We start from the raw sequence: 23,719 nt of genomic DNA on the forward strand, positions 1-23,719 counted from the left end.
CGAGTCTAGTGGCCCGCTCCCACTTCCCCCCCCCTGGCCGCACATACACGGCGGGTTCTTGGGACCCCGGGCGTCGTGGCCGTCAGTCCTTGGTGGTGTGCGCGGCTCGCGCGCCACCAATCCACCCCAGGTGCGTGTGCTTGAAGTCGTCCGACTCTTTGAACCCGTAGCCGAGCGCGCGGTCCACTCCAACGTGGAACAGCCACGACACCGCGATCAACGCTGCGACCCGGCCGCCGGGCACCCCGAATCCCCAACTCGCGAGCGCCCACGCACCTGCAGCGGCGGGACCAATCAGTGAGTGACCCGCGTTGTACAGCGTCGCGCCCACCCGCGGGTTTACGGCATAGCCAATCGCGCTCAGATCAAAGACCAGGAATAGTGCAAGCGGCCACCACCAGCCGTCGAGCACGAATGCCGCGCCCAACGCGACCACCGCCCCTGCCGCCGCCTCGACACGTTGCCACCCCACGGGATTCATGACCTGAGACTAGGGGCAGCGCATGTGATGGCGCGACCCGAGCATCGGCCCTCCCCACGCCGAAAACTAACGGCCAGGAGAGCGTGGACGCTCAAATCCCGCCGCGTATGTACGGCCAGGCGGAGGGCAGGGTGGGCGGATAGTGTGGGTCCGTCCGCTGGCGTGCCTGCCAGCGCCTACCGCTCGCCTAGGAGACCGATGCCTCGCCTACCTCTCGCCGGACAGACCGCTCTCGTCACAGGTGTCTCGCGGCGTCGCGGCATTGGGTTCGCTGTAGCGTCGCGACTTCTCCGTGACGGCGCATCAGTTGTCATCCAGCACCACCGAGCCCACGACACCGCCCAACCGTGGGGTGGCGACGACATCGACGCCCTTGTCTCCGAGTTGAGCGATCTTCGCACGGCCGGTGCGACCGTCCACGACATTGGCGTGGACCTGCGCGACGGAGACGCGCCCGCACGGCTCGTCACCGAAGCCGCGAGCGCGACGGGGTCGCTTGAGATTCTGGTGTGCAACCAGGCCAAGAGCGGCGACGACGGCTCTATCCATGACATGACCGCGGAACGGCTCAGCGCCATGTGGGAGACCAACACGCGCGCCACCTTGCTGATGACCAGTGCATTCGCGACTCTGCACGGTGGGCAACCGGGAAGCGCTCGGCCGGGAGACCGTGGCAAGCGCGGCCCCCTGCCGGGTCCGACGGGACGCGTGATCTGGATGACGTCTGGCCAAGGGGACGGAGCCATGCCCGGGGAGGTGGCTTACGCGGCGTCCAAGGCGGCACTGTCCGGCGTGACAGCCACCGTCGCGGCTGAGCTCCTCGAGTTGGGCATCATCCTCAACACCATCAATCCCGGACCCGTCAACACCGGCTACCTCGACTCCGACTCGACTGACCGCGACCTGGGCCCTATCGATGAGTGGCGACAGCGCACACCGTTTGGACGCTTCGGTGAACCCGCAGATCCCGCGAACCTCATCGCGTGGCTCGTGTCCGACGAGGGCACCTGGATGGTAGGGCAGGTACTGAAATCAGATGGCGGGCTCAGCCTGTACTAGTGCCGCGCGTGCGTCCCCCTCGGCGGAGGCGTCGCTGAGTTCCGACGGCCAGGAGCGTGTGGGCGCTCAGATCCCGCCGTGTATTCACGGCCAGGCGGGAGGGGTACTAGGTCGCGAGGCAGCTAGGACCGAACGCAGCTTTCAAGTCCCCGTACAGCGCAGAAGAACGCGACACTCGGAACTCGTCTCCCAGGCGCATCGTCAACGAGTCACCTGGGCCGGTCAACACCATGCGGACCTCCAAGTTCCCTGGATGCGCGGCAAGGATGTTCTTCAACTCCCCCACCAATGCCGGGTTCACGCGTGCCGCGGGCAGGGTGATCACGACCGGTGACGTGTCCTGGACCTGCAGGTTCGGAACGCGAACCTCGACGGCAGAGAACTGCAAGCCGCCATCGCCACGTTCTCGAGCACGGACTTTGATAGCCAAGACGGAGTCATCGGTGAGATCGCGCGCATAGGTCTCGTAGGTCTTTCCAAAGAACGAGATTTCCGTCTCGCCTGACATGTCCTCGAGGGTCACGATGGCGTAGGCGTTGCCGGACTTCGCGACTCGACGGTCCACTCGGGTCACCAGACCTGCGAAGGACGCCTGGCCACCGTCGGACAAGCCATTGGAGGGTGTGGCATTCAGGATCTGGTGCGAAGCCTCTGAACGGATGACATGGTCGAGGCCCGACAGCGGATGGTCGGACACGTACAGGCCCAACATGTCGCGCTCAAGGTTGAGTTTGGTCTTCTTGTCCCACTCTTCGAGGTCAGGAACAGTGACCGTGACACCTCCGCCCAGATCTTCGTCACCCCCAAACAGGTCAAACTGCCCGGTGGCTTCCTGACGTTTGACGCCCACGACAGAGTCGATGGCCTGCTCGTGTACGGCGTTCAGCGAGCGGCGGGTGTGCCCCAGCGAGTCGAATGCCCCAGCTTTGATCAGTGAGTCGATGGTGCGCTTGTTACACACGGTTGCGGGGACCTTGTCCAAGAAGTCCTGGAACGAAGTAAAGGCACCCTTCTCTGTGCGCGCCTTGATGATTCCCTCGACCACGTTGGTGCCCACATTGCGCACTGCCGACAACCCAAAGCGCACGTCCTTACCGACTGCGGAGAAGAATGCGATGGACTCGTTGACGTCTGGCGGCAAGACCGTGATGCCCATGCGTCGGCACTCCGCCAAGTACAGTGCGGACTTGTCCTTATCCGTTCCCACTGAGGTGAGCAGGGCGGCCATGAACTCGGTCGGATAGTGAGCCTTGAGGTAGGCCGTCCAGAACGACAGCACTCCATAGGCGGCGGTGTGCGCCTTGTTAAACGCGTAGTCGGCGAAGGGCAGCAGCGTGTCCCACAGCGCCTTAATCGCGGCATCGGAGTACCCGTTGGCCTTCATGCCAGCTTCGAAGGGCTCGAACTCCTTGTCGAGAATCTCCTTCTTTTTCTTACCCATGGCACGGCGCAGAAGGTCTGCCGCACCCAGGGTGTAACCGGCGACGATCTGCGCGATGCGTTGCACCTGCTCTTGGTACACGATCAGGCCATACGTGATCCCGAGCACTTCCTTGAGCGGCTCGTCCAGTTCCGGGTGGATGGGCTCGATCTGCTGGCGACCGTTCTTGCGCTCCGCGTACTTGGTGTGGGACTCCATTCCCATGGGCCCCGGGCGGTACAAAGCTAGAACTGCGGAAATGTCCTCAAAGGAGTCCGGCTTCATTTGGCGAAGCAACTGACGCATCGCGGTTCCATCGAGCTGGAACACTCCCAGGGTGTCACCGCGCCCCAGGAGTTCAAAGGTGGTCTGGTCCTCCAGCGGGAGATCCTCGAGCACCAAGGGGTCCTTGCCGTTGTGCTCAATGTTGTAGAGCGCATCGTCCAGGATCGTGAGGTTACGCAGGCCCAAGAAGTCCATCTTGACCAACCCCAGGCCTTCACATGTGGGGTAGTCGAACTGCGTAATGACGGCGCCGTCTTGCTCGCGGCGCATGATCGGGATGATGTCAATCAGCGGGTGGCTGGACATGATCACGCCGGCAGCGTGAACACCCCATTGCCGTTTCAGCCCCTCAAGTCCCTGTGCGAGTTCAAACACCTGCTGCGCCTCGGGATCGGCTTCCAACAGGGCACGGAAGTCTTGGCCTTCGTGGTGCCGAGCATGCTTGGAGTCGGTGATACCCACGAGCGGCATGTCCTTGCCCATGATCGCCTCGGGGTAGGCCTTGGTTAGCTGCTCCCCCACCGCGAAGGGCTTGCCGAGCACGCGGGCCGCGTCTTTCAGCGCCTGCTTGGCCTTGATGGTCCCGTACGTCGCGATCATCGCGACCTTTTCCTCGCCGTACTTGTCACTCACATAGCGAATGACCTCTGCGCGCCGGCGCTCATCGAAGTCGATATCGAAGTCAGGCTTGGACTCGCGCTCGGGGTTAAGGAATCGCTCGAAGTACAGCTGGTGAACGATGGGGTCGATGTCCGTGATTTTCATCGCGTAGGCGGCCATCGAACCGGCACCGGAACCACGGCCAGGTCCCACGCGGATGTTGTTGTCTTTTGCCCACTGGATGAAGTCGGCGACCACCAGGAAGTAGCCCGGGTATCCCTTGCCGGCGATGACTTCGATCTCGAAGTTGGCGCGCTCTTGCACCTCGGCCGGAATGGTCTCACCGAACCGCTCGTGCAGGCCCTTTTGGACTTCCTTCACGAACCACGAATGCTCATCTTCGCCTTCGGGAACGTCGTAGACCGGCATGTAGTCGGCCTTGGTGTCGAACTCGACCTCGCACTTCTCTGCAATCTCGAGAGTGGAGTCACATGCCTCCGGCAGTTCCTTCCACAGATCACGCATCTCGGCTGCGGACTTCAGGTAGTAGCCGTTGCCGTTGAAGGCAAAGCGCTTTCCGCCCTGCTCATACGTGGGTTCGTTGAGGTTTGACCCGGACTGCACGCACAGCAGCGCCTCATGCGCAACGGAGTCTTCTTTGCGTACGTAGTGCGAGTCATTGGTCGCCACCAGTGGCGCGCCAATCTGGTGGGCGAGTCGCAGGAGGTCTTCGCGGACACGCTTTTCCAGGTGGAGGTCGTGGTCCATCAGTTCGACGTAGAAGTTCTCCGCGCCAAAGATGTCTTGGAACTCGCCTGCGGCGCGAAGGGCCTCGTCATACTGGCCTAGGCGTAGGCGGGTTTGTACTTCCCCGGACGGGCAACCCGTCGTGGCGATGATGCCCTTGGAGAACCGCTGCAACAGGTCGCGGTCCATACGCGGTTTGTGGAACTGACCTTCGAGCGATGCGTAGGACGACATGCGGAACAAGTTGTGCATCCCCGCGGTGTTCTGCGCCCACATCGTCATGTGGGTGTAGGCGCCACCGGCCGAGACATCGTCACGTTCCTGGCCACGCTCACCCCACCGGACGCGGGTCTTGTCCTGACGTGCTGTTCCCGGGGTGAGGTAAGCCTCGACACCAATGATGGGTTTGACGCCATGCGCCTGGCCCTTGGCCCAGAAGTCGTAGGCACCAAAGATGTAGCCGTGGTCAGTGGTGGCGAGCGCAGTCTGCCCCAGTTCCTTGGCGTGGGTGAAGAGGTCGTCGAGCCGCGCTGCACCGTCCAGCATCGAGTATTCGGTGTGGACATGGAGGTGCACAAAATCACTGCCGGACATGGCACCCGATTCTAGGACCGACCACAGACATCAGGTAGCCACGCGCCCGGCGCTCCCCCAAGCCTGAGACAATGTCGCCTGTGCGCGATCAGTCCTCCCCCTCGAAGCAGGGCCGTTCCGCCCCTCGGCGCCGCAAGCCCCACCACTCTTCGACGGTAAGCCGCAAGGAGTTGGCGGCCGCGGCATCGGCCCGTAGCGCTGTCACTGTGCCCCCCATCTCGTATCCTGCCGAGCTCCCCGTGAGCGCCCGCCGCGAAGACATCGCCGCTGCTATTCGTGACCACCAAGTGGTCATTGTGGCGGGCGAAACGGGCTCCGGAAAGACCACGCAGTTGCCAAAGATCTGCCTAGATTTGGGGCGTGGGCGCGCCGGACAGATTGGCCATACTCAGCCACGCCGTATTGCCGCACGCTCGGTCGCGGAGAGAATCGCAGAAGAGCTCACCACCACGCTCGGTGACATTGTGGGATACCAGGTGCGATTCACCGACGAGTCGAGCGACCGCACGCTGGTCAGGGTGATGACAGACGGCATCTTGCTGGCTCAGATTCAACGCGATCCGGATCTGTTGGCCTATGACACTCTCATCATTGACGAGGCCCACGAACGCAGCCTCAACATTGACTTCCTCCTGGGCTATCTCACTAATCTCTTGCCGCGGCGCCCCGACCTCAAAATCATCATCACGTCCGCGACCATCGACTCGGAGCGTTTCGCGCGTCATTTTGCGCCCGGCGGGCCCCTTCCGCTCTTGGATGAGGCCGATGCCGGGGCACTGCCCGCATCCAAGTCGCCGGAATCTGACGGCCAGGGCGCAAACGGGGCGGGTTCCCCGCCGAGTTTCTACGGCCAGGGGAAGACAGCGCCCGTGGTCGAGGTCACCGGCCGGACCTACCCCGTGGAGATCCGCTACCGACCGCTCGCGGGAGAAACCCGTGGCGAGGAGCTCGACCAGACGGCAGGCATCGTCGCGGCCTGCGACGAGCTGATGGCTGAGGGCCCAGGCGACATTTTGGTCTTCTTGTCCGGTGAGCGTGAGATCCGTGATGCAGCCGATGCGCTCGAAGCGCACCTGGGCCCGCGAGCGCGCGACACGAAGCACCCCAACCGCGTCGAGATTCTGCCCCTGTATAGCCGGTTGAGTGCGGCGGAGCAGCATCGGGTGTTCGAGCGCCACAGTGCACGGCGCATTGTGCTGTCCACGAACGTTGCGGAGACGTCGCTTACCGTCCCCGGGATTCACTATGTGGTGGACCCCGGAACGGCCCGTATCTCTCGCTACTCGAAGGCGACGAAGGTTCAACGGCTACCGATCGAGCCCATCTCCCAGGCCAGCGCGAACCAGCGTTCAGGCCGTGCGGGACGTTTGGCCGACGGCATTGCGATCCGCCTGTACTCGCACGAGGACTTTGAGGGCAGGGACGCCTTCACCGAGCCGGAAATCTTGCGTACTTCATTGGCCAGCGTGCTGCTGCAGATGATCTCCGTGGGGGTGGTGTCCTCACCGGACGATGTGGCCGCCTTCCCCTTTGTTGAGCCGCCAGACACCCGCGCGATTCGTGATGGCGTGACGCTGTTGACCGAGTTGGGTGCGATCGAACTGCGTGATGGCACTACCCGCCTCACCTCGACAGGACGAACGCTGGCGCGCCTGCCGATGGACCCCCGTGCCGCACGGATGATCGTCGAGGCGGACAAGCACGGTGTCGCGCATGAGGTGGCGATCATCGCAGCGGCGCTGAGCATTCAGGATCCGCGCGAGCGGCCCGCTGAACAGCGTGAAGCCGCCGATCAACTTCACCGGCGTTTTGCCGACCCGCGATCTGATCTCCTCAGCTATCTCAACCTGTGGGAACACTTGCGGTCGCGGCGTGCTGACTTGTCGGGAAACGCGTTCCGGAAAGAGGTCAGAGCCGAACACCTGAACTACTTGCGTATCCGCGAGTGGCAAGACGTCGTCACCCAAATTCGCCAGACCGCAAAGCCCCTGGGTCTCACGATGGAGCGCAGACAGCCCAGCAGGGCCGATGCTGGCGAGCCTGACGATCAGGGCAGCAGCAGCCACGTGCGGTACGTCTGGAATGACGAGGCCATTCACCGGTCGGTGTTGGCTGGCTTGCTGAGCCAGATCGGCATGCAGGTCACCGCGGAGCCCAAGGCTTCCGACTTTGCACACTTGCGTGGCGGTGCGAAAGAAGCCGCGATGCGCCGTGCCAAGAAGGCAGCACGCAATGAGTATCTGGGGTCGCGAGGCGCAAAGTTCGCGATCTTCCCGGGCTCTCCCCTGTCTAAGAAGCCGCCGGAGTTCGTCATGGCGGCAGAACTGGTGGAGACCTCCCGATTGTGGGCGCGTGACGTGGCAGCCATCAAGCCCGAATGGGCCGAGACGCTCGCGGGCGACCTTGGCAAGAAGACGTACTCGGATCCGGTGTGGTCTGCGAAACGAGGTGCTGCCGTCGCCACGGAGAAGGTGCTGCTCTACGGCGTTCCCATCGTGACGGACCGCACCATCTTGTGGGGACGGATCCGTCCGCACGAGGCTCGTGACATGTTCATCCGACAAGCTCTTGTTGAGGGCGAGTGGCGCACACACCATCGTTTCTGGCGCGACAATCAGCGCGTCCTCGACGAGGCTCAAGAGCTGGAGGCCCGCACCCGGTCACGGGGCCTCGTTGTCGACGAGGATGTGCTGTTCGATTTCTACGACGAACGTATCCCCGAGTCAGTCGTGTCTCAACGCCACTTTGATCGGTGGTGGAAGGAGGCACGGCGCAGGGATGCTTCGCTCTTGACCTTCACGTTGGGCGATGTCGCTCCCGAACACGAAGAGCTGGATCTTGCTGCGTTTCCCGAGGTGTGGCCGCAGGGTGACCTTGCGCTCAGCCTGAGTTACACCCACGATCCCGGTTCTGATTCCGACGGAGTGACGGTCCACATTCCTGTGGAGTTGTTGCCTCGCGTGGTGCCCGATGGCTTCGATTGGCTCGTTCCGGGCCTGGCAGATGACCTAGCGACGGGAACGATTCGCGCGCTCCCTAAGAGCGTGCGTCGGCTCCTGGTGCCCGCACCGGACACCGCACGAGCCGTGGTGGCGTGGCTTGAGCGCGAGACACCCGCGTGGGCCGATGCGGCACGCGCCGGAGATAGGGCCGAGTCCTACCGAGATGCCTTCACACGTGCCGTGCGCGCGATTCGTGACGTTGAGATTCCGGCGGAGGCCTGGGCCGATGTTGAGGAGCGGCTACCCGCGCATCTGCGGGTCCAGTTCCGTGTCGAATCCGGTGCCGGCGTCTTGGGCGAGTCAACATCGCTCCTGGCATTGCAGCGCAGATTGGCTCCCGAGGCACAGTCCGCAGTGAGCGCCGCCATCGGTACACCTGCAGGCGTGGCGCGCCGAGGAGCCGCTCGCGGCTCGGAGGCACCGCCGACGGACGCTGAGAGCATTCACCCGTCTCGACCTGTGGCGGACAGCACGATGCTGCACGGTTCGCTCGAACGCACTGCGCTGTCCTCGTGGCCAGCTGATGTCGCGGCTAATGGCACACTCCCCGAGCACATCACTGTGGAAGTGACCGGAGCGGCAGGCCCGGGTGCGACTGTGACGGGCTACCCAGCCTTGGTCGATGAAGGCACGCACGGTGTCGCGCTACGTGTGCTCGCGCACCGTGAAACCGTGGCTTCCACCCACACGGCCGGCATACGTGCACTGATCCTCGCTGAGGTCGGCCTCGCAACCAAGCGCGTCACAACCCGCTGGAACGCGTCCGAGGCCATGAACATGGCGGCCTCCCCCTACAGGTCTACCGATGCTCTCGTCCAAGACCTGCAGCGTGCCGCGATCGCGACACTCACCGCACACGACGACCTCAGCCAGGTCCGCGATCAATCCAGCTATTCCTTGATTCGCGACCGAGTGAAGGGCGCACTGGAGGATTCCGTTCTCGAGATCGCACGGACCGTCGCGTCCGCGCTGGCGGCCTACAGGGAACTTGAATCGCGAATCTCGGCATCGTCATCCTTCGCGCTGCTCGCCACCGCAACCGACATCCGTGAAGCGGTAGGGACGCTGATCTACGACGGCTTCATCGCTGACACGGCCCCGGACCGCCTGGGCCACCTGGCCCGCTACTTGACTGCGGCACAGCACAGGCTCGACAAGGCGGCGCGCGACCCCCACCGCGACGCGGTGCTCGCGGGCCAAGTCCGCGATGTCGCCGATGCCATCGCCCAGAGTCGTCGCGCCCTTGAGAGCGGCCGCCCGGACCCCGCGAAGGCCGCCGGATTGGACCGTGCGCGGTGGCTACTCGAGGAACTACGAGTGTCCCTGTTTGCCCAGCAACTCGGAACGGCCGAGCCCGTGTCCGCGAAACGCATCATGAAGGAGTTGTCGTGACCGACGACCAGCCCACCACCGCACCCGCGTCACGCCCCTGGCACGACATCGCTGCGCGCCTTGTGGCCCTGACCGCTCTTGCCGTGGTCGCGTTCGTGCTGGTGACCGCATGGGGAGCCGTGTGGCACGCACACCCGCTCTATCCCATTGCGCTGGCCGTGACAGTAGTGTTCGCCGGCCTCACCGTGTGGCGAACCTTCCGGTCCGTGAAGGAGCGTGCACTGTGGCGGATCATCATGCGTGTGGTGGTTCTCGCGGTCGCCATCGCATGGGTCGCCGTGCTGGCATGGTTGCGCCCCATGGGCGCAGACGAGCCTGCGCTCACTGCGATGGCTTCCGACTCCGCCGTCACAGTGGACGAAGGCGCCACCGCCATCACCATGACGCCCACGGGCGAGGCCGCAGCAACGGGTGTGTTCTTCCAACCCGGCGCCCTCGTTGATGCCCGCGCCTACGCTGCGGTGCTGCGCCCCCTCGCGGAAGCTGGCCACACTGTCGTCATCCAGAAGCAGCCCGCGGGGATTGCTTTCCTCTCCCTCGGTGCCTTTGATCTCGCCGTCCGCAACCACGAGCAGATCGACCAATGGGTGCTCGGTGGGCACTCCCTTGGCGGAGTCGTCGCATCCATCGAAGCCGACAGCGATGACACCAGCATCGACGGTGAGACCCCTGCCGCGGCTGGACTCTTCCTCTACGGCTCCTACCCCGCTGGCGATCAAAGCGACACGCTCGCCGTGCCAGTGCTGTCGCTCTCGGGTTCGGAAGACGGCCTCACTACTCCCGCGGATATTGAGACGTCCCGCGCGAATCTTCCCGCGGACGCCGCATTCGTCGAAATCGAGGGCGCGACCCATGCGTACTTTGGCGACTACGGCACTCAGCAGCGGGACGGCACCCCCGCGATCAGCCACGATGACGCCCGGGCAGAGATCAGTGCACTGACCGTCGAGTTCGTTCAGAGCGTCAGCCCGTGACGTCCTTGTAGGCGTCCCGATGCCAGATTCCCTCATCCAGATAGCGTTCGCCGTAGACCGCGTACCCCAGTCGCTCATAGAACGGAATCGCGTGTTCCTGCGCTGACAGTTCAATGCGCACTCGCCCCTCGACTGCGAACTGCTGCCACGCTTGCGATTCCACCGCTGCCATGAGTGCCTTCCCTGCCCCCGTGCCACGCGCATCGGCCGTCACTGCAAGGCGACCGATGTGCGGATGGGCAGGATCCATGGCCCCGTGGCCGGTGCCCGCACCGTGAACGGAGTCCGTGCCGGGCGCGAGCAAACGTGCAGCGCCCAACGGTGTGCCAGTCTCGCTGTAGGCGACAAAGTGAGTTGTTCGGGGATCGTCGTCCAAAGCGTCGCGCTCGCCCTCGGCGGACACGCCCTGTTCATCGACGAAGACGGCGAACCGTACCTTGAGCGCATCCTCAAACTGACGCTCGGACGTCACCACATCGATGCGCATGCGCTACCCCCTCAGCACCACCAGAGCGGCGTCCAGATCGGCCGGATAGGGCGACGTCACCCGGACCTCCTCACCGTGTGCCGGATGCGCAAAGGCCAGCTCACGTGCATGAAGCCACTGGCGTGTCAGCTCCAGGCGAGCCGCAAGCGTGGGGTCTGCGCCGTAGGTGATGTCGCCCGCGAGCGGATGCCGCATCGCAGACATGTGGACACGGATCTGGTGCGTGCGGCCAGTCTCCAAATGAATCTCAAGGAGCGACGCCGCGGGGAACATCTCGATCACTTCATAGTGTGTGATCGACGCTTTGCCGTCTTGGCGGACTGCAAACTTCCAGTCCGACTTGGGGTGACGTCCAATGGGCGCATCGATGGTGCCCTCGGTGGGGTCCAGATGGCCCTGAGCCACGGCGTGGTAGATCTTCTCGACCGTGCGTTCCTTGAAGGCACGCTTCAACGTCGAGTACGCGATATCTGACTTCGCGACCACCATCAGGCCGGAGGTTCCGACATCGAGTCGATGCACAATCCCCTGACGTTCAGGTGGGCCAAGTTCCGACACACGGACGCCAGCGGACACCAAGCCGCCCACGACAGTGGGACCGCTCCAGCCCGGTGACGGATGTGCAGCCACCCCCACAGGCTTGTCCACGATCACGACGTCGTCGTCCTCGTAAGCGATCGCCAGGCCCCCGGGGATCTCCGGCTCCGGAGTTGCTTCGCGCTCATCCGGCAAATCCACCACGACGATGCCATCGGCCACACGGTCGGATTTTGCTAGGGCACGGCCATCCATGGAGACGGCCCCTTCTTCAAGTAGCTGGGCTGCCTTAGTGCGGCTCAAACCCAGCATGCGCGCAAGCGCAGCATCAGCCCTGTCCCCTACCACAGCATCCGGAACGGGGAGGTATCGCGTATCAGCCACGTTCCTCATTCTGAGGGGTCGCACCGTCGTCTGACGAATCGACGGCGGGTGTGCTCAGGATCTGCTTGCCCATCAGGCTCATCACGAGGAAGGCCACGGCCACTCCGACGATCGCGATATCCGCAACGTTGCCCACAAACCAACCGTTGTAGTTGATCATGTCGACGACGTGTCCCTGGCCAAACCCGGGGTCGCGGAAGAGTCGATCGATCAGGTTGCCGATCGCACCACCCAAGCCAATACCGAACAACCACACCGCAAGTGAGGTCTGCGCGCGCCGCGCATACACGATGATTCCCACCGTGATGGCTAGCGCGACAATGGTCAGCACCCACGTGAAGTTATCTCCAAGCGAGAATGCCGCGCCCGAGTTGAACACTAGTTGGATCGACAAGAAGTCACCCAAGACCTCATGGCGCTCCCCTGGAACCAGGTTGTTGAGCGTCCACTGCTTAGTGGCTTGGTCAATCAGTACGACGACAAAAGCGACGAGCCAGAATGCGGGTCGCCAGGTCAACGACGCTCCTCGCGCTGCTTACACGTGACGCAGTGGGTCGCACGCGGGAAGGCCTGCAAACGGGCCTTCCCGATACCTTCGCCACAGCTGGCGCAGGTGCCGTAGGTGCCCTTGCGCACACGGCGCAAAGCATCGGACGTCTGCTCAAGCATGTCGCGAGTGTTGTTCACGATCGACATCTCGTGCTCGCGCTCCAGCGCGCTCGAGCCGATGTCGGCTTGGTCGTCACCAGCACCTTCCGAGGTGTGGAGGAGGTCGTCGAGATCGTGCTCCACACCCTCGTACTCCGCTGCCAACCGCTGAGCGTCATCGTTCAGTGTCGCGACAAGCTCTCGCAGTTCCGCGAGCTTCCACGGTTCGTCTCCGTCGCGAACAGCGAGCTTCTTGGCGTCGGCCGCCTTGAGCTCGGCCGGATCGATCACCACGACCGTGAAATCTGTGCTGGTCATTCCATCCCCGTTTCGGTTAGTGACGCGAGACTAGTCCGGTTCTTGCCGCGGCGCAAAGCGCCACGCCCCTCAACGCACCGACGCCGCTACAGATTCCCAGAATCTGTAGCGGCGTCGTGGTGTGTCGACTAGCGCCTCAACCTCTTAGGCGTTCGGGTCGCGCGGCTCTACGCGGGGCGTGTACTGCGAAGCACCCCAGGGCGTGGTGGTCTCTTCCGCTTCTGCGCTCGGCGCACTCTGCGGACGTACCTGCGCCCACGGGCTGGGTGCGGGTGCGTCGCCTTCGTCGGTCACTGCAGACTGCGCCGAGACCGCCGATGCGACGGACGAGTCAGTAGCGGCAGAACCGAAGGACGGCTGTCCTGCGCTCACTGCCGCACCAAAGGAAGCACGCGCGGGTGCGGCAGGCGCACTTGCCACGGGAGCTTCGTTGAACGAGGCGCCGGGAGCAACATCGCCACCCACAGGGGCGGCCGATGCGCCGGTTGCACCGTGCTCGAGGTCGCCCAGCAGGTTCTCGAGGTAGCCCTTGAGACGCGAACGGTAGTCACGTTCGAAGCGACGGAGGTCGTCGATCTTCGACTCAAGATCGGTGCGCTCAGCGGAGAGTTCGTCGAGCCGCGCCTTGGCATCGGTTTCGGCCTGGCCCACGATCGACTCAGCCTTGACCTTGGCTTCATCAATGATGCGGTCACGCTCGGTCTCGCCTGCAGCAACGTACTCATCGTGGAGCTTCTGCGCCATGGCGAGCATGCCAGTTGCCGTGGGAGGCGTCGGGTCGGTCGCCGCCTGGAGCAGGTTCGTGTTCTCGCGGACGGGCTCGTCCACGACGGGAGCGGAAACGGCAGCGGGAGCCGCCGCGGGCTGGCCAGCCTGCGCCTGCGCAAGGCGCTGTGCCAGGTCATCGCGCTCAGCAATCAGCGAGGAGATGGTCTGTGCGACCTCATCGAGGAAGTCGTCGACCTCGTCCTGATCAAATCCTTCACGGTACTTCGTCTTCGAGAACGCCTTGTTGAGAACGTCCTCTGCAGTCAGCAGAGCCATAGTCGACCACCTTGAATCACGCTCGAACCGCAAGGGTCAGGTTCGAACTGCTTGTACTTCACTCTATATACGTATCGGCAAGAACATGAGTTAGCCCAAGGCGACAATCATCGCGGCGATGACACCGTCCACGATGAGGCAGCCAAGGAAGAGCAGCATGAACGCCAAGTCAAGTTGTACCCCGCCCAAACGCAGCGGAGGAACGAGGCTACGCAGAGCTTTAAGAGGTGGATCTGTCACGGTGAAGACGGACTCCACCACGACCAGCATCGCACCACGGGGCCTCCAGTCACGCGAAAACACCATGACCCAACTGATGATCATGCGTGCAAGCAACGCAAGGAGAAAAAGATAGACCGCGAATCGAAGCGCGCCAAGAACAAGAACCACGCAGTGAGCCTAACTGACCCTAGTGCTCGTTGAAGAACTCGCTCTCGACACGAGCCGGGGGCTCCTCGTCGATCCCGATCTCTACGTGTGCGGGCGACAAGAGGAAGACCGCCGTGGTCACACGCTCGATCGAACCGTGGAGTCCAAACGACAGTCCGGCGGCGAAATCGACCAAACGCTTGGCGTCCGCGTCCGACATCTCGGTGAGGTTCATAATCACGGGCACACCCTGACGGAACGCTTCACCGATCAGGCGCGCATCGTTGTACGTGCGCGGCTTGACCGTCTGGATACGGCGGAGGTCCTGGGCCGACACCGAGGAGCCGGCACGCCGACCTTCGGGGCGCTCAGCACGGACGGCGCGGGCTTCAGACTTCTCGCGGACCTCGGACACATCGTGAAGGTGCGTCACGGGGGCCAGTTCCTCGTCTTGGTAGTCGTAGTCTTCGTGCTGCGACGTGTCGAAGCCCAGGTACTGGATCGCCTTGCGCATGGCGCTCATGTGACCGCTCCTTAACTGAATTGCCAGGTTGTTACCCCCACGGTACGGCGCTGACGGAACCGGAATCGGGAGCGACACGCCGCGTGTCTGAGGGGTCGGAGCGCAACGCGCTAGTGAGGAATCCCACAACGTCACGCCGAAACTTCGTTAGGGATGCACGATTACCCCTGCGAAACGGCCCGTAAGTCCGTCACGTCGGTGAGAAAAGAACCGTGGATCCTCCCGAGTACACGCTGGTACTCGCACAATCGTGCGGACACCCAGCTCGCCCAGGCGAGCCTCAATGGCCCGCGGCAGGTCGAGCGCCGGGGTGCGCCATGAGGTGGTGGAGAATGCGGACCGGTGTCGTTCCGAGACCTCTGCACGCATCTGTTCAGGAACTTCGTAGCATCGGCCACACACTGCAGGCCCAATCGCCGCACTCACCACGTCGCGAGCGGTCCCGCGGCCGCGCAGGTCGATCAGCGTCGCCATCGCAGCATCGATCGCGCCGGCATAGACCCCCGGTCGGCCCGCGTGGATCGCGAGGACCGCACCCGAGGCTTGATCATGCAGGAGTACCGGGACGCAGTCGGCGGCGATGGTGCCCAACGCCACCCCAGGGGTCGTGGTGATGAGCACGTCTGCCGGCGGAGGTTGCTGTCCAGGCTCTGTCACCCACGCCACCCGAATGCCGTGCTCTGCATTCAGAAATGACACACGCGCACCGGCGGCGTCACTGACCCGCTGCCGATTGGCAGCGACGGCCTCGGGGTCGTCACCCACATGGGTAGCCACGTTGAGGCTGTCGTATGGCTTGTCAGATACGCCGCCGGTGCGCGTGGTGAAGAAGGCGCGGACCGGCAGACCCGCGTCTATCACTCTCTACCGGAGGAAGTCGGGGATGTCGAGAGCATCGGCCTCGCGTACGCGGGCCTTGCTGACGTCAATGGCGTCCGTGACGGGGGCTGGTTCCTCAGCGTCCAACGGCTCCGGAACGGTCGACTGCTCGACCGGTGCGTCCACGGGTTCGACGATCGCTGCAGCCGGGGCCGGTGTCGCGCCCTCGATGCCACCGAGCGCACCCTCGTGCTTGCGCACGGTGGGCATTCCACCATCAAAACCAGCGGCGATCACGGTGATACGCAGTTCGTCGCCCAGCGAGTCGTCGATGACGGTTCCGAAGATGATGTTGGCCTCGGGGTGGGCGGCTTCACGCACCAGGCGTGCCGCGGTCTCCACTTCCTTGATACCGAGGTTGGTGCCACCGGCAATCGACAGCAGCACACCGTGGGCACCCTCAATCGAGGCTTCCAGCAGCGGTGAGGCGATGGCACCTTCTGCGGCGGCGAGGGCGCGGTTCTCACCGCGCGAGGACGAAACCCCCATGAGAGCGGTGCCGGCGTCCTTCATGACCGACTTTACGTCGTTGAAGTCCACGTTGATCAGGCCGGGTGTGGTGATGAGATCCGTAATGCCCTGAACACCGCCCTGGAGAACCTGGTCCGCCGCAGCGAACGCGCCCAAGATGCTGAGTTCCGCGTCAGAGATGTCGAGCAGGCGATCGTTCGGAATAACGATGAGGGTGTCGACTTCTTCGCGCAGACGCTGGATGCCAGCATCGGCCTGGTCAGCGCGGCGACGACCTTCGAACCCGAACGGACGAGTCACGACGCCCACGGTGAGTGCGCCGAGCGAGCGCGCGATCTTGGCGACCACGGGTGCGCCACCCGTTCCAGTGCCGCCGCCCTCTCCTGCAGTCACGAACACCATGTCGGCGCCCTTGAGCGCTTCCGCGATCTCGTCATCGTGGTCTTCGGCGGCTTGGCGTCCCACCTCGGGGTCTGCGCCGGCGCCCAGCCCTCGAGTCAGTTCGCGACCAATGTCGAGCTTGACGTCGGCGTCGGACATCAACAGCGCCTGAGCGTCGGTGTTGATGGCAATGAACTCGGCCCCTTTGAGGCCTACGTCGATCATGCGGTTGACGGCGTTCACGCCGCCGCCGCCCACGCCGACGACCTTGATGGCGGTGATGTAATTCTGCGGTGCGGCCATGAGCCCTCTCCTAACCTTAACCCTCCACTTGAGGGTTATAGTTATGTCAACTACTTTCCACGCACGACGGTACGGCCCACGCCCCCATAACTCTTGGACCGCCGCGCGCGTGTCGTACGTTCAACTGTCGACAACCATCCGTCCACGGCATACTCGCTCCCTATGAACACGCCCGCACGACCCCGGCTCGCCCCACAACTCGGCCCCCTCACCACCACCGCGGCTACCGTCTCCATCACGGCAACCGCAGTCGGAGTCATCCTCGGGCTAGCGTTCTTCGACCAGGTGCCATCGCGCATTACGATCCACTGGAACGCAGCTGGCCAAGCCGACGGCTGGGGACCTTCCTGGATGCTGCTCGTCCTCCTGGGCACTTGGGCGCTGTTGACTACAGGCCTCCTGCTCTTGGCGCGACGCCCGGACTGGTTCAACTACCCCACGGCAGTCACAACCGGTAACGCGCAGCGTGTGTACAACGCTGGCACGCGCCTGATGGTCTGGAGCTCCTTGTGGGTCAGCATGATCATGGGAGCGGCCACAGCCTCCGCGTTCGGCATCGACGCAGCCACGTTGATAGCGCTCGGACTCATCGGACTCGTGGGGACCACGATCGCCGGCGTCGTCGATACCTACCGGGCCAGCAAGCCCACCCGCCTCAATCCTTGACGACAGTCGGCAACGTTGGCGCGGACACATCAATCACGGTCGCACCCTCCGCAGCGTCTGAGTCCAACAGTGTCTGCAACACCTCAGCCTTCAAAGGCGTCTGATCCACACTCCCCCACTCCACGCGTGGTCCGTCCCGCAGCACAAAGTGAATCGAGTCCTCGGTCTCCGCCTGCACGTTCTCGATGCGCCCCCGCAAATCCGCTGGAGTCCGCTCCAACACCCCCAGCACACCGGAAAGAATGCGCTCGTTGTCCTCACCCACAGGAACGTCGACGACGGGCAAATCGGTTGGAGCGTCGTCGCTAGCGTTCACCTGCTCACCTGTCTCAGTGACCAACGCGAAACCCTCGGCAGCAGGAATCGCAGCGACTGGCTCAGACGGTGTAATCGCCACACGCAAGCCAGTCGGCCACACCCGCTCCACCTGCACGGCACTCACACCCACGAGCTCACCAATCTGGGACTCCACATGCGAGGTATTGAGCATCGCCAGCGCGGTCCCGTCGTGAGTCTCCAGAATCGCTTCAACGGCGGCCTCATCCACCACGGTCCCGAACCCGCTCGCCTCGACATCAGCAGGGTCAAACTCAAGGAACGGCGACATCAGCACCAGCCACAAGGCGGCCCCAATACCGGCCACCACACCCAAGCGTCTACCCCACTTAATGAAGCCCACCCGTCGCTCCACCGACCGGCGCTCATGCAAGCGCTCCTCCATGCGGTGCGTGACCACCGACGGAGACAGCCGTGTACTCACCCGAGCCCAAGGCGTCGGCGGCACACCAGCACGCTGCGATGACGGAGCCGCGCCGGTGCCGGGTTGTGCCGACGCAGCCGGACGCGCCGATGCTTGAGGCTTCTTACGCACCGATGCCGACGTGGAGGGCCGGTCGCGTACCACAGGGGCCGACGAGGACCGCGTCTGCGATGTTCGTGGCGCCGACCGGGAGCTCGACTTCTCTCCACCTTGCCGAGACGAGGTGGGCTGAGACGCGGACTCACTCGCCCGCGGCGACGCCGGCCGGGCTGGCCGTGTGGGCTTGCCCGGAGCAGTGGGTCGCCGGCCGCTACTCAACCGGCTGCCCCTCACCACCGCCGTCGCGCTCACGCAGTGCATCCAAAATCCAGTCCGCGGCATACGTCACCGGGCCCGATCCCACCGTGAGCACCACATCTCCCGGCTGAGCGATCTGCGCGACGCGTGCCGCCGCGTCTTCGAGGGCTTCCACGACTTCCGCCGCCGACCCCGCAGGCACCGCCATGGCGTCAAGAATCGACTGTGACGTCACACCGGGAATGGGATCCTCGCGGTCCCCATGCACGCCAGCAATCACCACGCGCGCGTTATCCGCACTCAGCGCCCGAGCAAAGTTTGCGGCGTGCAACTGGGTGCGAGAGAACAATGCGGGCTGGAACAACACCACGAGGCGACCCGCGCCGGAAGCACGGGCGGCCGCTAACAGTGCAGCCACCTCGGTGGGGTGGTGTGCATAGTCATCAATGACCGTGACTCCTGCGGCCTCACCACGCCACTGGTAACGACGGCCAGTGCCACCAAACGTCGCCACCGCAGAAGCCGCATCGCCAGCATCGGCGCCCATCGCTGTCGCCGCCGCCCAGGCTGCCGCAGCATTAAGCCGCATGTGCTCGCCTGGAACGGGAACCTCGACTGGGTAGTCCACACCGTCGCGAGATACCCCTGTCTCCGTCACGACCACATCGGCGTCACCCCTGCCGTACGTCACGACCTCCACGCCCTCGCGTTGCGCACGCCCAGCAATCTCCATGGCAGTGTCATCCTCAGCACACACCACCAACACCCGGCAGTCCGAGGCGAACGCGGTAAACGCCTCATGCAGTTTCTCGACCGTGCCGTAGTAGTCGAGATGGTCAGGCTCCACATTCAGGAGGATCGCGACCTCCGGGTGGTAGCGCAAGAAGGAGCCGTCAGACTCGTCCGCCTCCACGACGGCAATGCCCGATGCGCCGGCATAGCCGCCAGCCACCGCACCCTCGATGCCGAACACCCGTGCCCCCACCGCGAAGGACGCATCAATCCCGCTCCCGTGCAGCACATGCGCCACCATCGCGGAGGTCGTGGTCTTGCCATGCGAGCCCGCAACCGCCACCAGGCGCTGGTCATCGATCGCACGGGCCAACGCCTCAGACCGGTGCACAATCTCCACACCCAGTTCACGCGCACGCGCCAGTTCAGGGTTGGTCTCACGGACCGCGGTCGAGATCACGACCTGGTCCACACCCTCGACATTTGCCGCGTCATGACCAATCGTGACGTTCATACCGGCATCACGAAGCGCCTCAAAATAGTGGCTCGCGCGCTGGTCGCTGCCACTCACCTCATGACCTGCAGCAGCCGTCAGCCGCGCCACGGCAGACATACCTGAGCCGCCCACACCAATGAAATGAACTCGGCTCACAGCGTCTCCTCCACCAGATCAGCCACCCGAGCGGCACCGTCAACGATCCCGAACGCAGCAGCCGCCTCCCGCATCTGCTGGCCGTCCTTACCTTCCAGCAGCATGCGTTCAGCGCCAAGCTCCAGCACCACAGGGGACAACTTCGCGTCATCCACCATGGACCCTGCCCCGGCTTCCACCGCAGGGACCGCGTTCAACGCCTGCTCGCCATTACCGTGAGGCAACGGCACGTACATGGCCGGAAGGCGCATCGCCGTGACCTCAGCCACCATGCCTGCACCTGCCCGACACACCACCGCACCGGCCGCGGAGTAGACCGCAGACATGTCGTGGCAGTACTCGTCAACGCGGTACATGTCTCGTTTGTCCGCCGCCAAGTCGCCCTTGGCACGGTCCGCCTCCGCAGACTTGCCACGCCCAGTGATGTGCCAGACGTACACGCCATGGTCCACCAACGTCGCGGCAGCCGCAGCGGTAGCCGCGTTCAGGCTCGCCGCCCCCTGAGAACCCCCAGTCACCACCAGCACCGGCGCGTCCGCGGGCCATCCCAGTTCCTCGCGGGCAGCCGCACGCAACGCTGACGCCACCCGGTCGTCACCCAGTGCCTCGGCCAACTCACGCACATGCGGCAACAACGGCATGCCAGTCACCTGCGCGCCCTTCAACGGCGTACCCGGCAAAGTGGCGCCAACCCGTGCAGCCCACCGCGCACCCACCTTGTTCGCCAAACCCGGGCGAGCGTTCGCTTCGTGGACGACGATCGGGATGCCAGCCTTCTTGGCCGCCAGATACGCAGGGGTCGACACAAAGCCACCAAAGCCAACGACGGCATCGGCCCCCACTTGATCGATGGCAGCCCGCGCAGCCTTGACTGCGGCATTCAGGTTGCCGGGCAGGCGCACCAAGTCTCCACTAGGGCGACGGGGCATCGGCACGCGCGGCACCACATGCATCTCCACGCCGGCACGCGGCACAAGATCAGCCTCAAGGCCCTCTTCAGTACCAACAGCGGCAATACGGTGCCCGCGCTCACGCAGTTCAAGCCCAGTTGCGAGCATGGGGTTAACGTGACCAGCGGAACCGCCGCCAGCCAGGAGGATGCTAGCCACGACGGCGACCCTTCGATACGACAGCAATGGAACGACGCAACATGCTGGGACGGGCAGCAAACGCCGCCTCCGCACCAGGTTCATGTCTGGCAAACGCCATCAGCACTCCGATGGCGGCCAGGGAGACAATCAATGACGAGCCTCCCGACGAGATAAACGGCAGCGGGACACCAGTCACCGGAAGCAGACCCACGACCACCGCAATATTGATGCAAGCCTGCCCCACGAGCCATGCGCCGATGCCGGCAGACGCGATTTGCACAAACGGGTCGTGATGGCGCTGCACCAAACGGTTCACGGCCACGGCAAGGATGCCGAACGCGATCAGCACCATCAGAGCACCAATCAGTCCGTACTCCTCACCGATGATCGCAAAAGCAAAGTCGGAATCGGCCACGGGCAGGTAGCCCCACTTCTCCCGACTCATCCCCGGACCCAGCCCCCACAGACCTCCGGAAGCCAGTGCCCACCGTGCATGGAGAGCCTGCATACCCACGCCAGCCGGGTCAGCGGTGTCAGGGTTCAACCACGCGTCAATACGCGCACCGCGACTGTCACCCACCGTCAATGCGGAAGCAACCAGCACGACTCCGGCGATAGCCGCCACCAGAAAGAAACGCTTGGGAGCACCCGCAACCCAGAACGATGCGGCCACCATGAGTCCCATCACCAACGTGGTACCCAAATCATGGCCGAGCATCACCAACGCGATGACTGCAGCGGCCATGATCCCACCGGGCACCAAGATGCCCTTCAACGTCGTGAGCTCCTTGCGGAACTTCGACAACACCACACCCAAGTACAGCGCAAGTCCCAGCTTCGCCAGCTCCGAGGGCTGGAAACTCATCGGACCAATCATGATCCAGTTCTGGTTACCGCCGACTGCCTCACCAATAAAAACCACGAGGACAAGCAGCACCATCGAGGCGTACAAGACCAACGGCGCTGCACGCTTCCAGAGCGCGACCGAAACGCGTGAACCGACGACCAGGGCCGTCAACCCCAGCCCCAACGCGATCGCCTGACTCGTAAACAACCGGAAGGGCGAACCCGCGCTGTCGAACTTCAGCGCCGTCACCGAACTCGCGGACAACACGACCGCGAGCCCAATCAGCACCAGCAACGTGGTCGCAACTGCCAGCAAGTAGTACGTGGTGACCGGCGAACCAGGAGGGTTGGTGTCGGAGGCGGCGCGTCGTGAGGCAGTTGCCGTCATCGCGCCCTCCTATCCCTCTAGCGAGGCCACCGCGGTAGCGAAGGCTTCTCCTCGGTCCGCGTAACTGCGGAACTGGTCGAACGATGCACACGCGGGTGACAACAACACAGTGTCACCGGGCATCGCCGCCGCTTGGGCCGCTTGCACGGCCCGCGCCATCACAGTGTCTCCCGGCTCAATGCGAGTCACGGGGATATCCGGCGCGTGTCCCTGGAGCGCTGTCGCCAGCGGCTCTGGGTCTTCCCCGATGAGGACAACAGCCCGAACCCGCGGGTGGACACGTTGCACAAGGTCGTCGAACTCCTGGCCCTTCGCAAGGCCTCCCGCAATCCACACCACGGATTGAGGCGCGCGGCCGCCGAACGCTGCGATCGCTGCATGAGCGTTCGTTGCCTTGGAGTCGTCAACCCAGTCCACGTCTCCTACGCGGGCCACGAAGGCGGTCCGATGCGCGTCAAGCGAGAAGCCTCGCAGTCCGTCACGCACTGCCTCAGGCGCTGCGCCCACGGCGCGAGCGAGCGCAGCAGCGCACAGTGCGTTGAAGGCGAGATAGGGCGGCACCGTCCCTGCGACCAGGTGGGAAAGATCGTCAACGGCTCCCAGTTCTACGGCCTCGCGACGACGCGCATCGTGAAAGGCCCGGTCAACCAGCACATCGTCAACGATGCCCAGCTGTGACACGGCAGGCGAGCCGACGGTGACACCCACGGCACGGCAGCCCTCCACCACGTCTGCCTCGGCAACCATCGACTCCACCAACGAGTCGTGTGCCCCATAGACGCAGGCGACCTGAACGCGCTCGTACACCTTCGCTTTGTCCGCGCGATACGCCTCGACCGATCCGTGCCAATCCAGGTGGTCTTCATCCGCGTTGAGGCACACGGCGGCATGGGGAGACAGCGTGGACGTGAAGTGCAACTGCAGGCTCGCGATCTCCACGGCGAGCACGTCATGCGATTCGCGGGCGGCGGCAATCACCGGGATCCCCATGTTGCCGCAGACCGCAACATCAATCCCGCCGGCGCCAAGAATCGCGCCTGTCATCTGCGTCGTGGTCGTCTTGCCGTTCGTGCCGGTGACGAGTACCCACGCGGCTTTGGGGTCGCGAACCCGCCACGCGAACTCCATCTCCGACACGACCTCGATACCCGCCTCCTGCACTGCGGTCACCCACGGGTGATGCGGCGCGAAGCCTGGCGACGACATGCACACATCCACCGCGGACAGATCGACGGTGTCGAGACTGACGTGGTCAGCACTCCCGCTGGGGTCAACGCATTCCGCGGCCACCCCTAAGTCACGACACGCTTGCAGCGCCGACGCTCCCGCGACGCCATGCCCCAGCACAAGAACGCGACGGCCCTCCAGGCCGTTCACCTGCGCCACGGC

The 23,719-nt window shown here is 64.1% G+C and carries 20 protein-coding genes; 4 read left to right on the forward strand and 16 right to left on the reverse strand.

Going from position 1 to position 23,719, the window contains the following annotated elements; translation table 11 throughout:
• Positions 1–82: 82 nt before the first annotated feature.
• Entirely contained in the window at positions 83–481 is a 399-nt protein-coding gene (locus ON058_RS07785; protein WP_274668484.1) for a DUF4260 family protein, read from the reverse strand.
• A 198-nt stretch (positions 482–679) separates the two neighbouring features.
• Here ON058_RS07785 and ON058_RS07790 point away from each other — a divergent pair, with 198 nt between their 5' ends.
• Positions 680–1,540: an SDR family oxidoreductase gene (locus ON058_RS07790; protein WP_274668485.1), complete on the forward strand. Its 861-nt coding sequence runs from the start codon at positions 680–682 to the stop codon at positions 1,538–1,540.
• A 106-nt stretch (positions 1,541–1,646) separates the two neighbouring features.
• Here ON058_RS07790 and dnaE read toward each other — a convergent pair whose 3' ends face one another.
• The gene (gene dnaE, locus ON058_RS07795) at positions 1,647–5,186 is read right to left on the reverse strand and encodes a DNA polymerase III subunit alpha (protein WP_274668486.1); all 3,540 of its coding nucleotides are present in this window, start codon (positions 5,184–5,186) and stop codon (positions 1,647–1,649) included.
• 71 nt (positions 5,187–5,257) lie between these two features.
• Here dnaE and ON058_RS07800 point away from each other — a divergent pair, with 71 nt between their 5' ends.
• Entirely contained in the window at positions 5,258–9,580 is a 4,323-nt protein-coding gene (locus ON058_RS07800; RefSeq protein WP_274668487.1) for a DUF3418 domain-containing protein, read from the forward strand.
• Positions 9,577–10,554 carry an alpha/beta hydrolase gene (locus tag ON058_RS07805; protein WP_274668488.1) on the forward strand — a complete coding sequence of 326 codons (978 nt, stop codon included), beginning with the start codon at positions 9,577–9,579 and terminating at the stop codon, positions 10,552–10,554. The genes ON058_RS07800 and ON058_RS07805 overlap by 4 nt, the downstream gene beginning before the upstream one ends.
• Here the strand turns inward: ON058_RS07805 and ON058_RS07810 are convergent.
• The 9 genes from ON058_RS07810 to ftsZ all read right to left on the reverse strand — a co-directional run bounded on the left by ON058_RS07810 (position 10,544) and on the right by ftsZ (position 16,898).
• Positions 10,544–11,041, reverse strand: a complete 498-nt coding sequence (locus ON058_RS07810) for a GNAT family N-acetyltransferase (RefSeq protein ID WP_274668489.1) — start codon at positions 11,039–11,041, stop codon at positions 10,544–10,546. The genes ON058_RS07805 and ON058_RS07810 overlap by 11 nt on opposite strands.
• A 3-nt stretch (positions 11,042–11,044) precedes the next feature.
• Positions 11,045–11,971, reverse strand: a complete 927-nt coding sequence (locus tag ON058_RS07815; protein WP_274668490.1) for an RluA family pseudouridine synthase — start codon at positions 11,969–11,971, stop codon at positions 11,045–11,047.
• Entirely contained in the window at positions 11,955–12,479 is a 525-nt protein-coding gene (gene lspA / locus ON058_RS07820) for a signal peptidase II (protein WP_274668491.1), read from the reverse strand. The genes ON058_RS07815 and lspA overlap by 17 nt, the downstream gene beginning before the upstream one ends.
• Entirely contained in the window at positions 12,476–12,928 is a 453-nt protein-coding gene (locus ON058_RS07825) for a TraR/DksA family transcriptional regulator (RefSeq protein ID WP_274668492.1), read from the reverse strand. The genes lspA and ON058_RS07825 overlap by 4 nt, the downstream gene beginning before the upstream one ends.
• 144 nt (positions 12,929–13,072) lie before the next feature.
• Positions 13,073–13,972 carry a DivIVA domain-containing protein gene (locus tag ON058_RS11120; protein WP_342453017.1) on the reverse strand — a complete coding sequence of 300 codons (900 nt, stop codon included), beginning with the start codon at positions 13,970–13,972 and terminating at the stop codon, positions 13,073–13,075.
• Positions 13,973–14,062: 90 nt separating this feature from the next.
• Positions 14,063–14,362 (reverse strand): YggT family protein, encoded by a 300-nt coding sequence (locus ON058_RS07835; protein ID WP_274668493.1) that lies wholly within the window; start codon positions 14,360–14,362, stop codon positions 14,063–14,065.
• Positions 14,363–14,381: 19 nt separating this feature from the next.
• Entirely contained in the window at positions 14,382–14,864 is a 483-nt protein-coding gene (locus ON058_RS07840; RefSeq protein WP_274668494.1) for a cell division protein SepF, read from the reverse strand.
• Between the two features lie 147 nt (positions 14,865–15,011).
• Complete coding sequence (gene pgeF / locus ON058_RS07845; RefSeq protein ID WP_274668495.1) at positions 15,012–15,725, reverse strand: peptidoglycan editing factor PgeF; 714 nt, start codon at positions 15,723–15,725, stop codon at positions 15,012–15,014.
• 3 nt (positions 15,726–15,728) lie between these two features.
• Positions 15,729–16,898, reverse strand: a complete 1,170-nt coding sequence (gene ftsZ, locus ON058_RS07850; protein WP_274668496.1) for a cell division protein FtsZ — start codon at positions 16,896–16,898, stop codon at positions 15,729–15,731.
• A gap of 162 nt (positions 16,899–17,060) precedes the next feature.
• On the opposite strand from ftsZ, the gene ON058_RS07855 reads away from it, so the two are divergent.
• Positions 17,061–17,564, forward strand: coding sequence for a DUF1648 domain-containing protein (locus tag ON058_RS07855; protein WP_274668497.1), 504 nt, complete (start codon positions 17,061–17,063; stop codon positions 17,562–17,564).
• Here the strand turns inward: ON058_RS07855 and ON058_RS07860 are convergent.
• The 5 genes from ON058_RS07860 to murD all read right to left on the reverse strand — a co-directional run bounded on the left by ON058_RS07860 (position 17,554) and on the right by murD (position 23,716).
• Positions 17,554–18,273 carry a cell division protein FtsQ/DivIB gene (locus ON058_RS07860; protein ID WP_274668498.1) on the reverse strand — a complete coding sequence of 240 codons (720 nt, stop codon included), beginning with the start codon at positions 18,271–18,273 and terminating at the stop codon, positions 17,554–17,556. The genes ON058_RS07855 and ON058_RS07860 overlap by 11 nt on opposite strands.
• Positions 18,274–18,634: 361 nt before the next feature.
• Entirely contained in the window at positions 18,635–20,005 is a 1,371-nt protein-coding gene (gene murC / locus ON058_RS07865) for a UDP-N-acetylmuramate--L-alanine ligase (protein ID WP_274668499.1), read from the reverse strand.
• Positions 20,002–21,114, reverse strand: a complete 1,113-nt coding sequence (locus ON058_RS07870; protein ID WP_274668500.1) for a glycosyltransferase — start codon at positions 21,112–21,114, stop codon at positions 20,002–20,004. The genes murC and ON058_RS07870 overlap by 4 nt, the downstream gene beginning before the upstream one ends.
• The gene (gene ftsW / locus ON058_RS07875; protein ID WP_274668501.1) at positions 21,107–22,330 is read right to left on the reverse strand and encodes a putative lipid II flippase FtsW; all 1,224 of its coding nucleotides are present in this window, start codon (positions 22,328–22,330) and stop codon (positions 21,107–21,109) included. Before ftsW ends, ON058_RS07870 begins: the two co-directional genes overlap by 8 nt.
• A gap of 9 nt (positions 22,331–22,339) precedes the next feature.
• Positions 22,340–23,716 carry a UDP-N-acetylmuramoyl-L-alanine--D-glutamate ligase gene (gene murD / locus ON058_RS07880; protein ID WP_274668502.1) on the reverse strand — a complete coding sequence of 459 codons (1,377 nt, stop codon included), beginning with the start codon at positions 23,714–23,716 and terminating at the stop codon, positions 22,340–22,342.
• Positions 23,717–23,719 lie beyond the last annotated feature (3 nt).

The sequence above is a fragment of the Demequina sp. B12 genome (assembly GCF_028823635.1).
Taxonomy (GTDB): Bacteria; Actinomycetota; Actinomycetes; order Actinomycetales; family Demequinaceae; genus Demequina.

What these genes read in the sequence shown, in the direction of transcription:
- ON058_RS07855 (WP_274668497.1), top strand. Translation starts at nt 17,061, where the DNA reads ATGAACACGCCCGCACGACCCCGGCTCGCCCCACAACTCGGCCCCCTC.
- ON058_RS11120 (WP_342453017.1), bottom strand. Translation starts at nt 13,972, where the DNA reads ATGGCTCTGCTGACTGCAGAGGACGTTCTCAACAAGGCGTTCTCGAAG.
- ftsZ (WP_274668496.1), bottom strand. Translation starts at nt 16,898, where the DNA reads ATGGCCGCACCGCAGAATTACATCACCGCCATCAAGGTCGTCGGCGTG.
- ON058_RS07810 (WP_274668489.1), bottom strand. Translation starts at nt 11,041, where the DNA reads ATGCGCATCGATGTGGTGACGTCCGAGCGTCAGTTTGAGGATGCGCTC.
- ON058_RS07790 (WP_274668485.1), top strand. Translation starts at nt 680, where the DNA reads ATGCCTCGCCTACCTCTCGCCGGACAGACCGCTCTCGTCACAGGTGTC.
- ON058_RS07785 (WP_274668484.1), bottom strand. Translation starts at nt 481, where the DNA reads ATGAATCCCGTGGGGTGGCAACGTGTCGAGGCGGCGGCAGGGGCGGTG.
- ftsW (WP_274668501.1), bottom strand. Translation starts at nt 22,330, where the DNA reads ATGACGGCAACTGCCTCACGACGCGCCGCCTCCGACACCAACCCTCCT.
- ON058_RS07825 (WP_274668492.1), bottom strand. Translation starts at nt 12,928, where the DNA reads ATGACCAGCACAGATTTCACGGTCGTGGTGATCGATCCGGCCGAGCTC.
- ON058_RS07815 (WP_274668490.1), bottom strand. Translation starts at nt 11,971, where the DNA reads ATGAGGAACGTGGCTGATACGCGATACCTCCCCGTTCCGGATGCTGTG.
- ON058_RS07800 (WP_274668487.1), top strand. Translation starts at nt 5,258, where the DNA reads ATGTCGCCTGTGCGCGATCAGTCCTCCCCCTCGAAGCAGGGCCGTTCC.
- dnaE (WP_274668486.1), bottom strand. Translation starts at nt 5,186, where the DNA reads ATGTCCGGCAGTGATTTTGTGCACCTCCATGTCCACACCGAATACTCG.
- ON058_RS07840 (WP_274668494.1), bottom strand. Translation starts at nt 14,864, where the DNA reads ATGAGCGCCATGCGCAAGGCGATCCAGTACCTGGGCTTCGACACGTCG.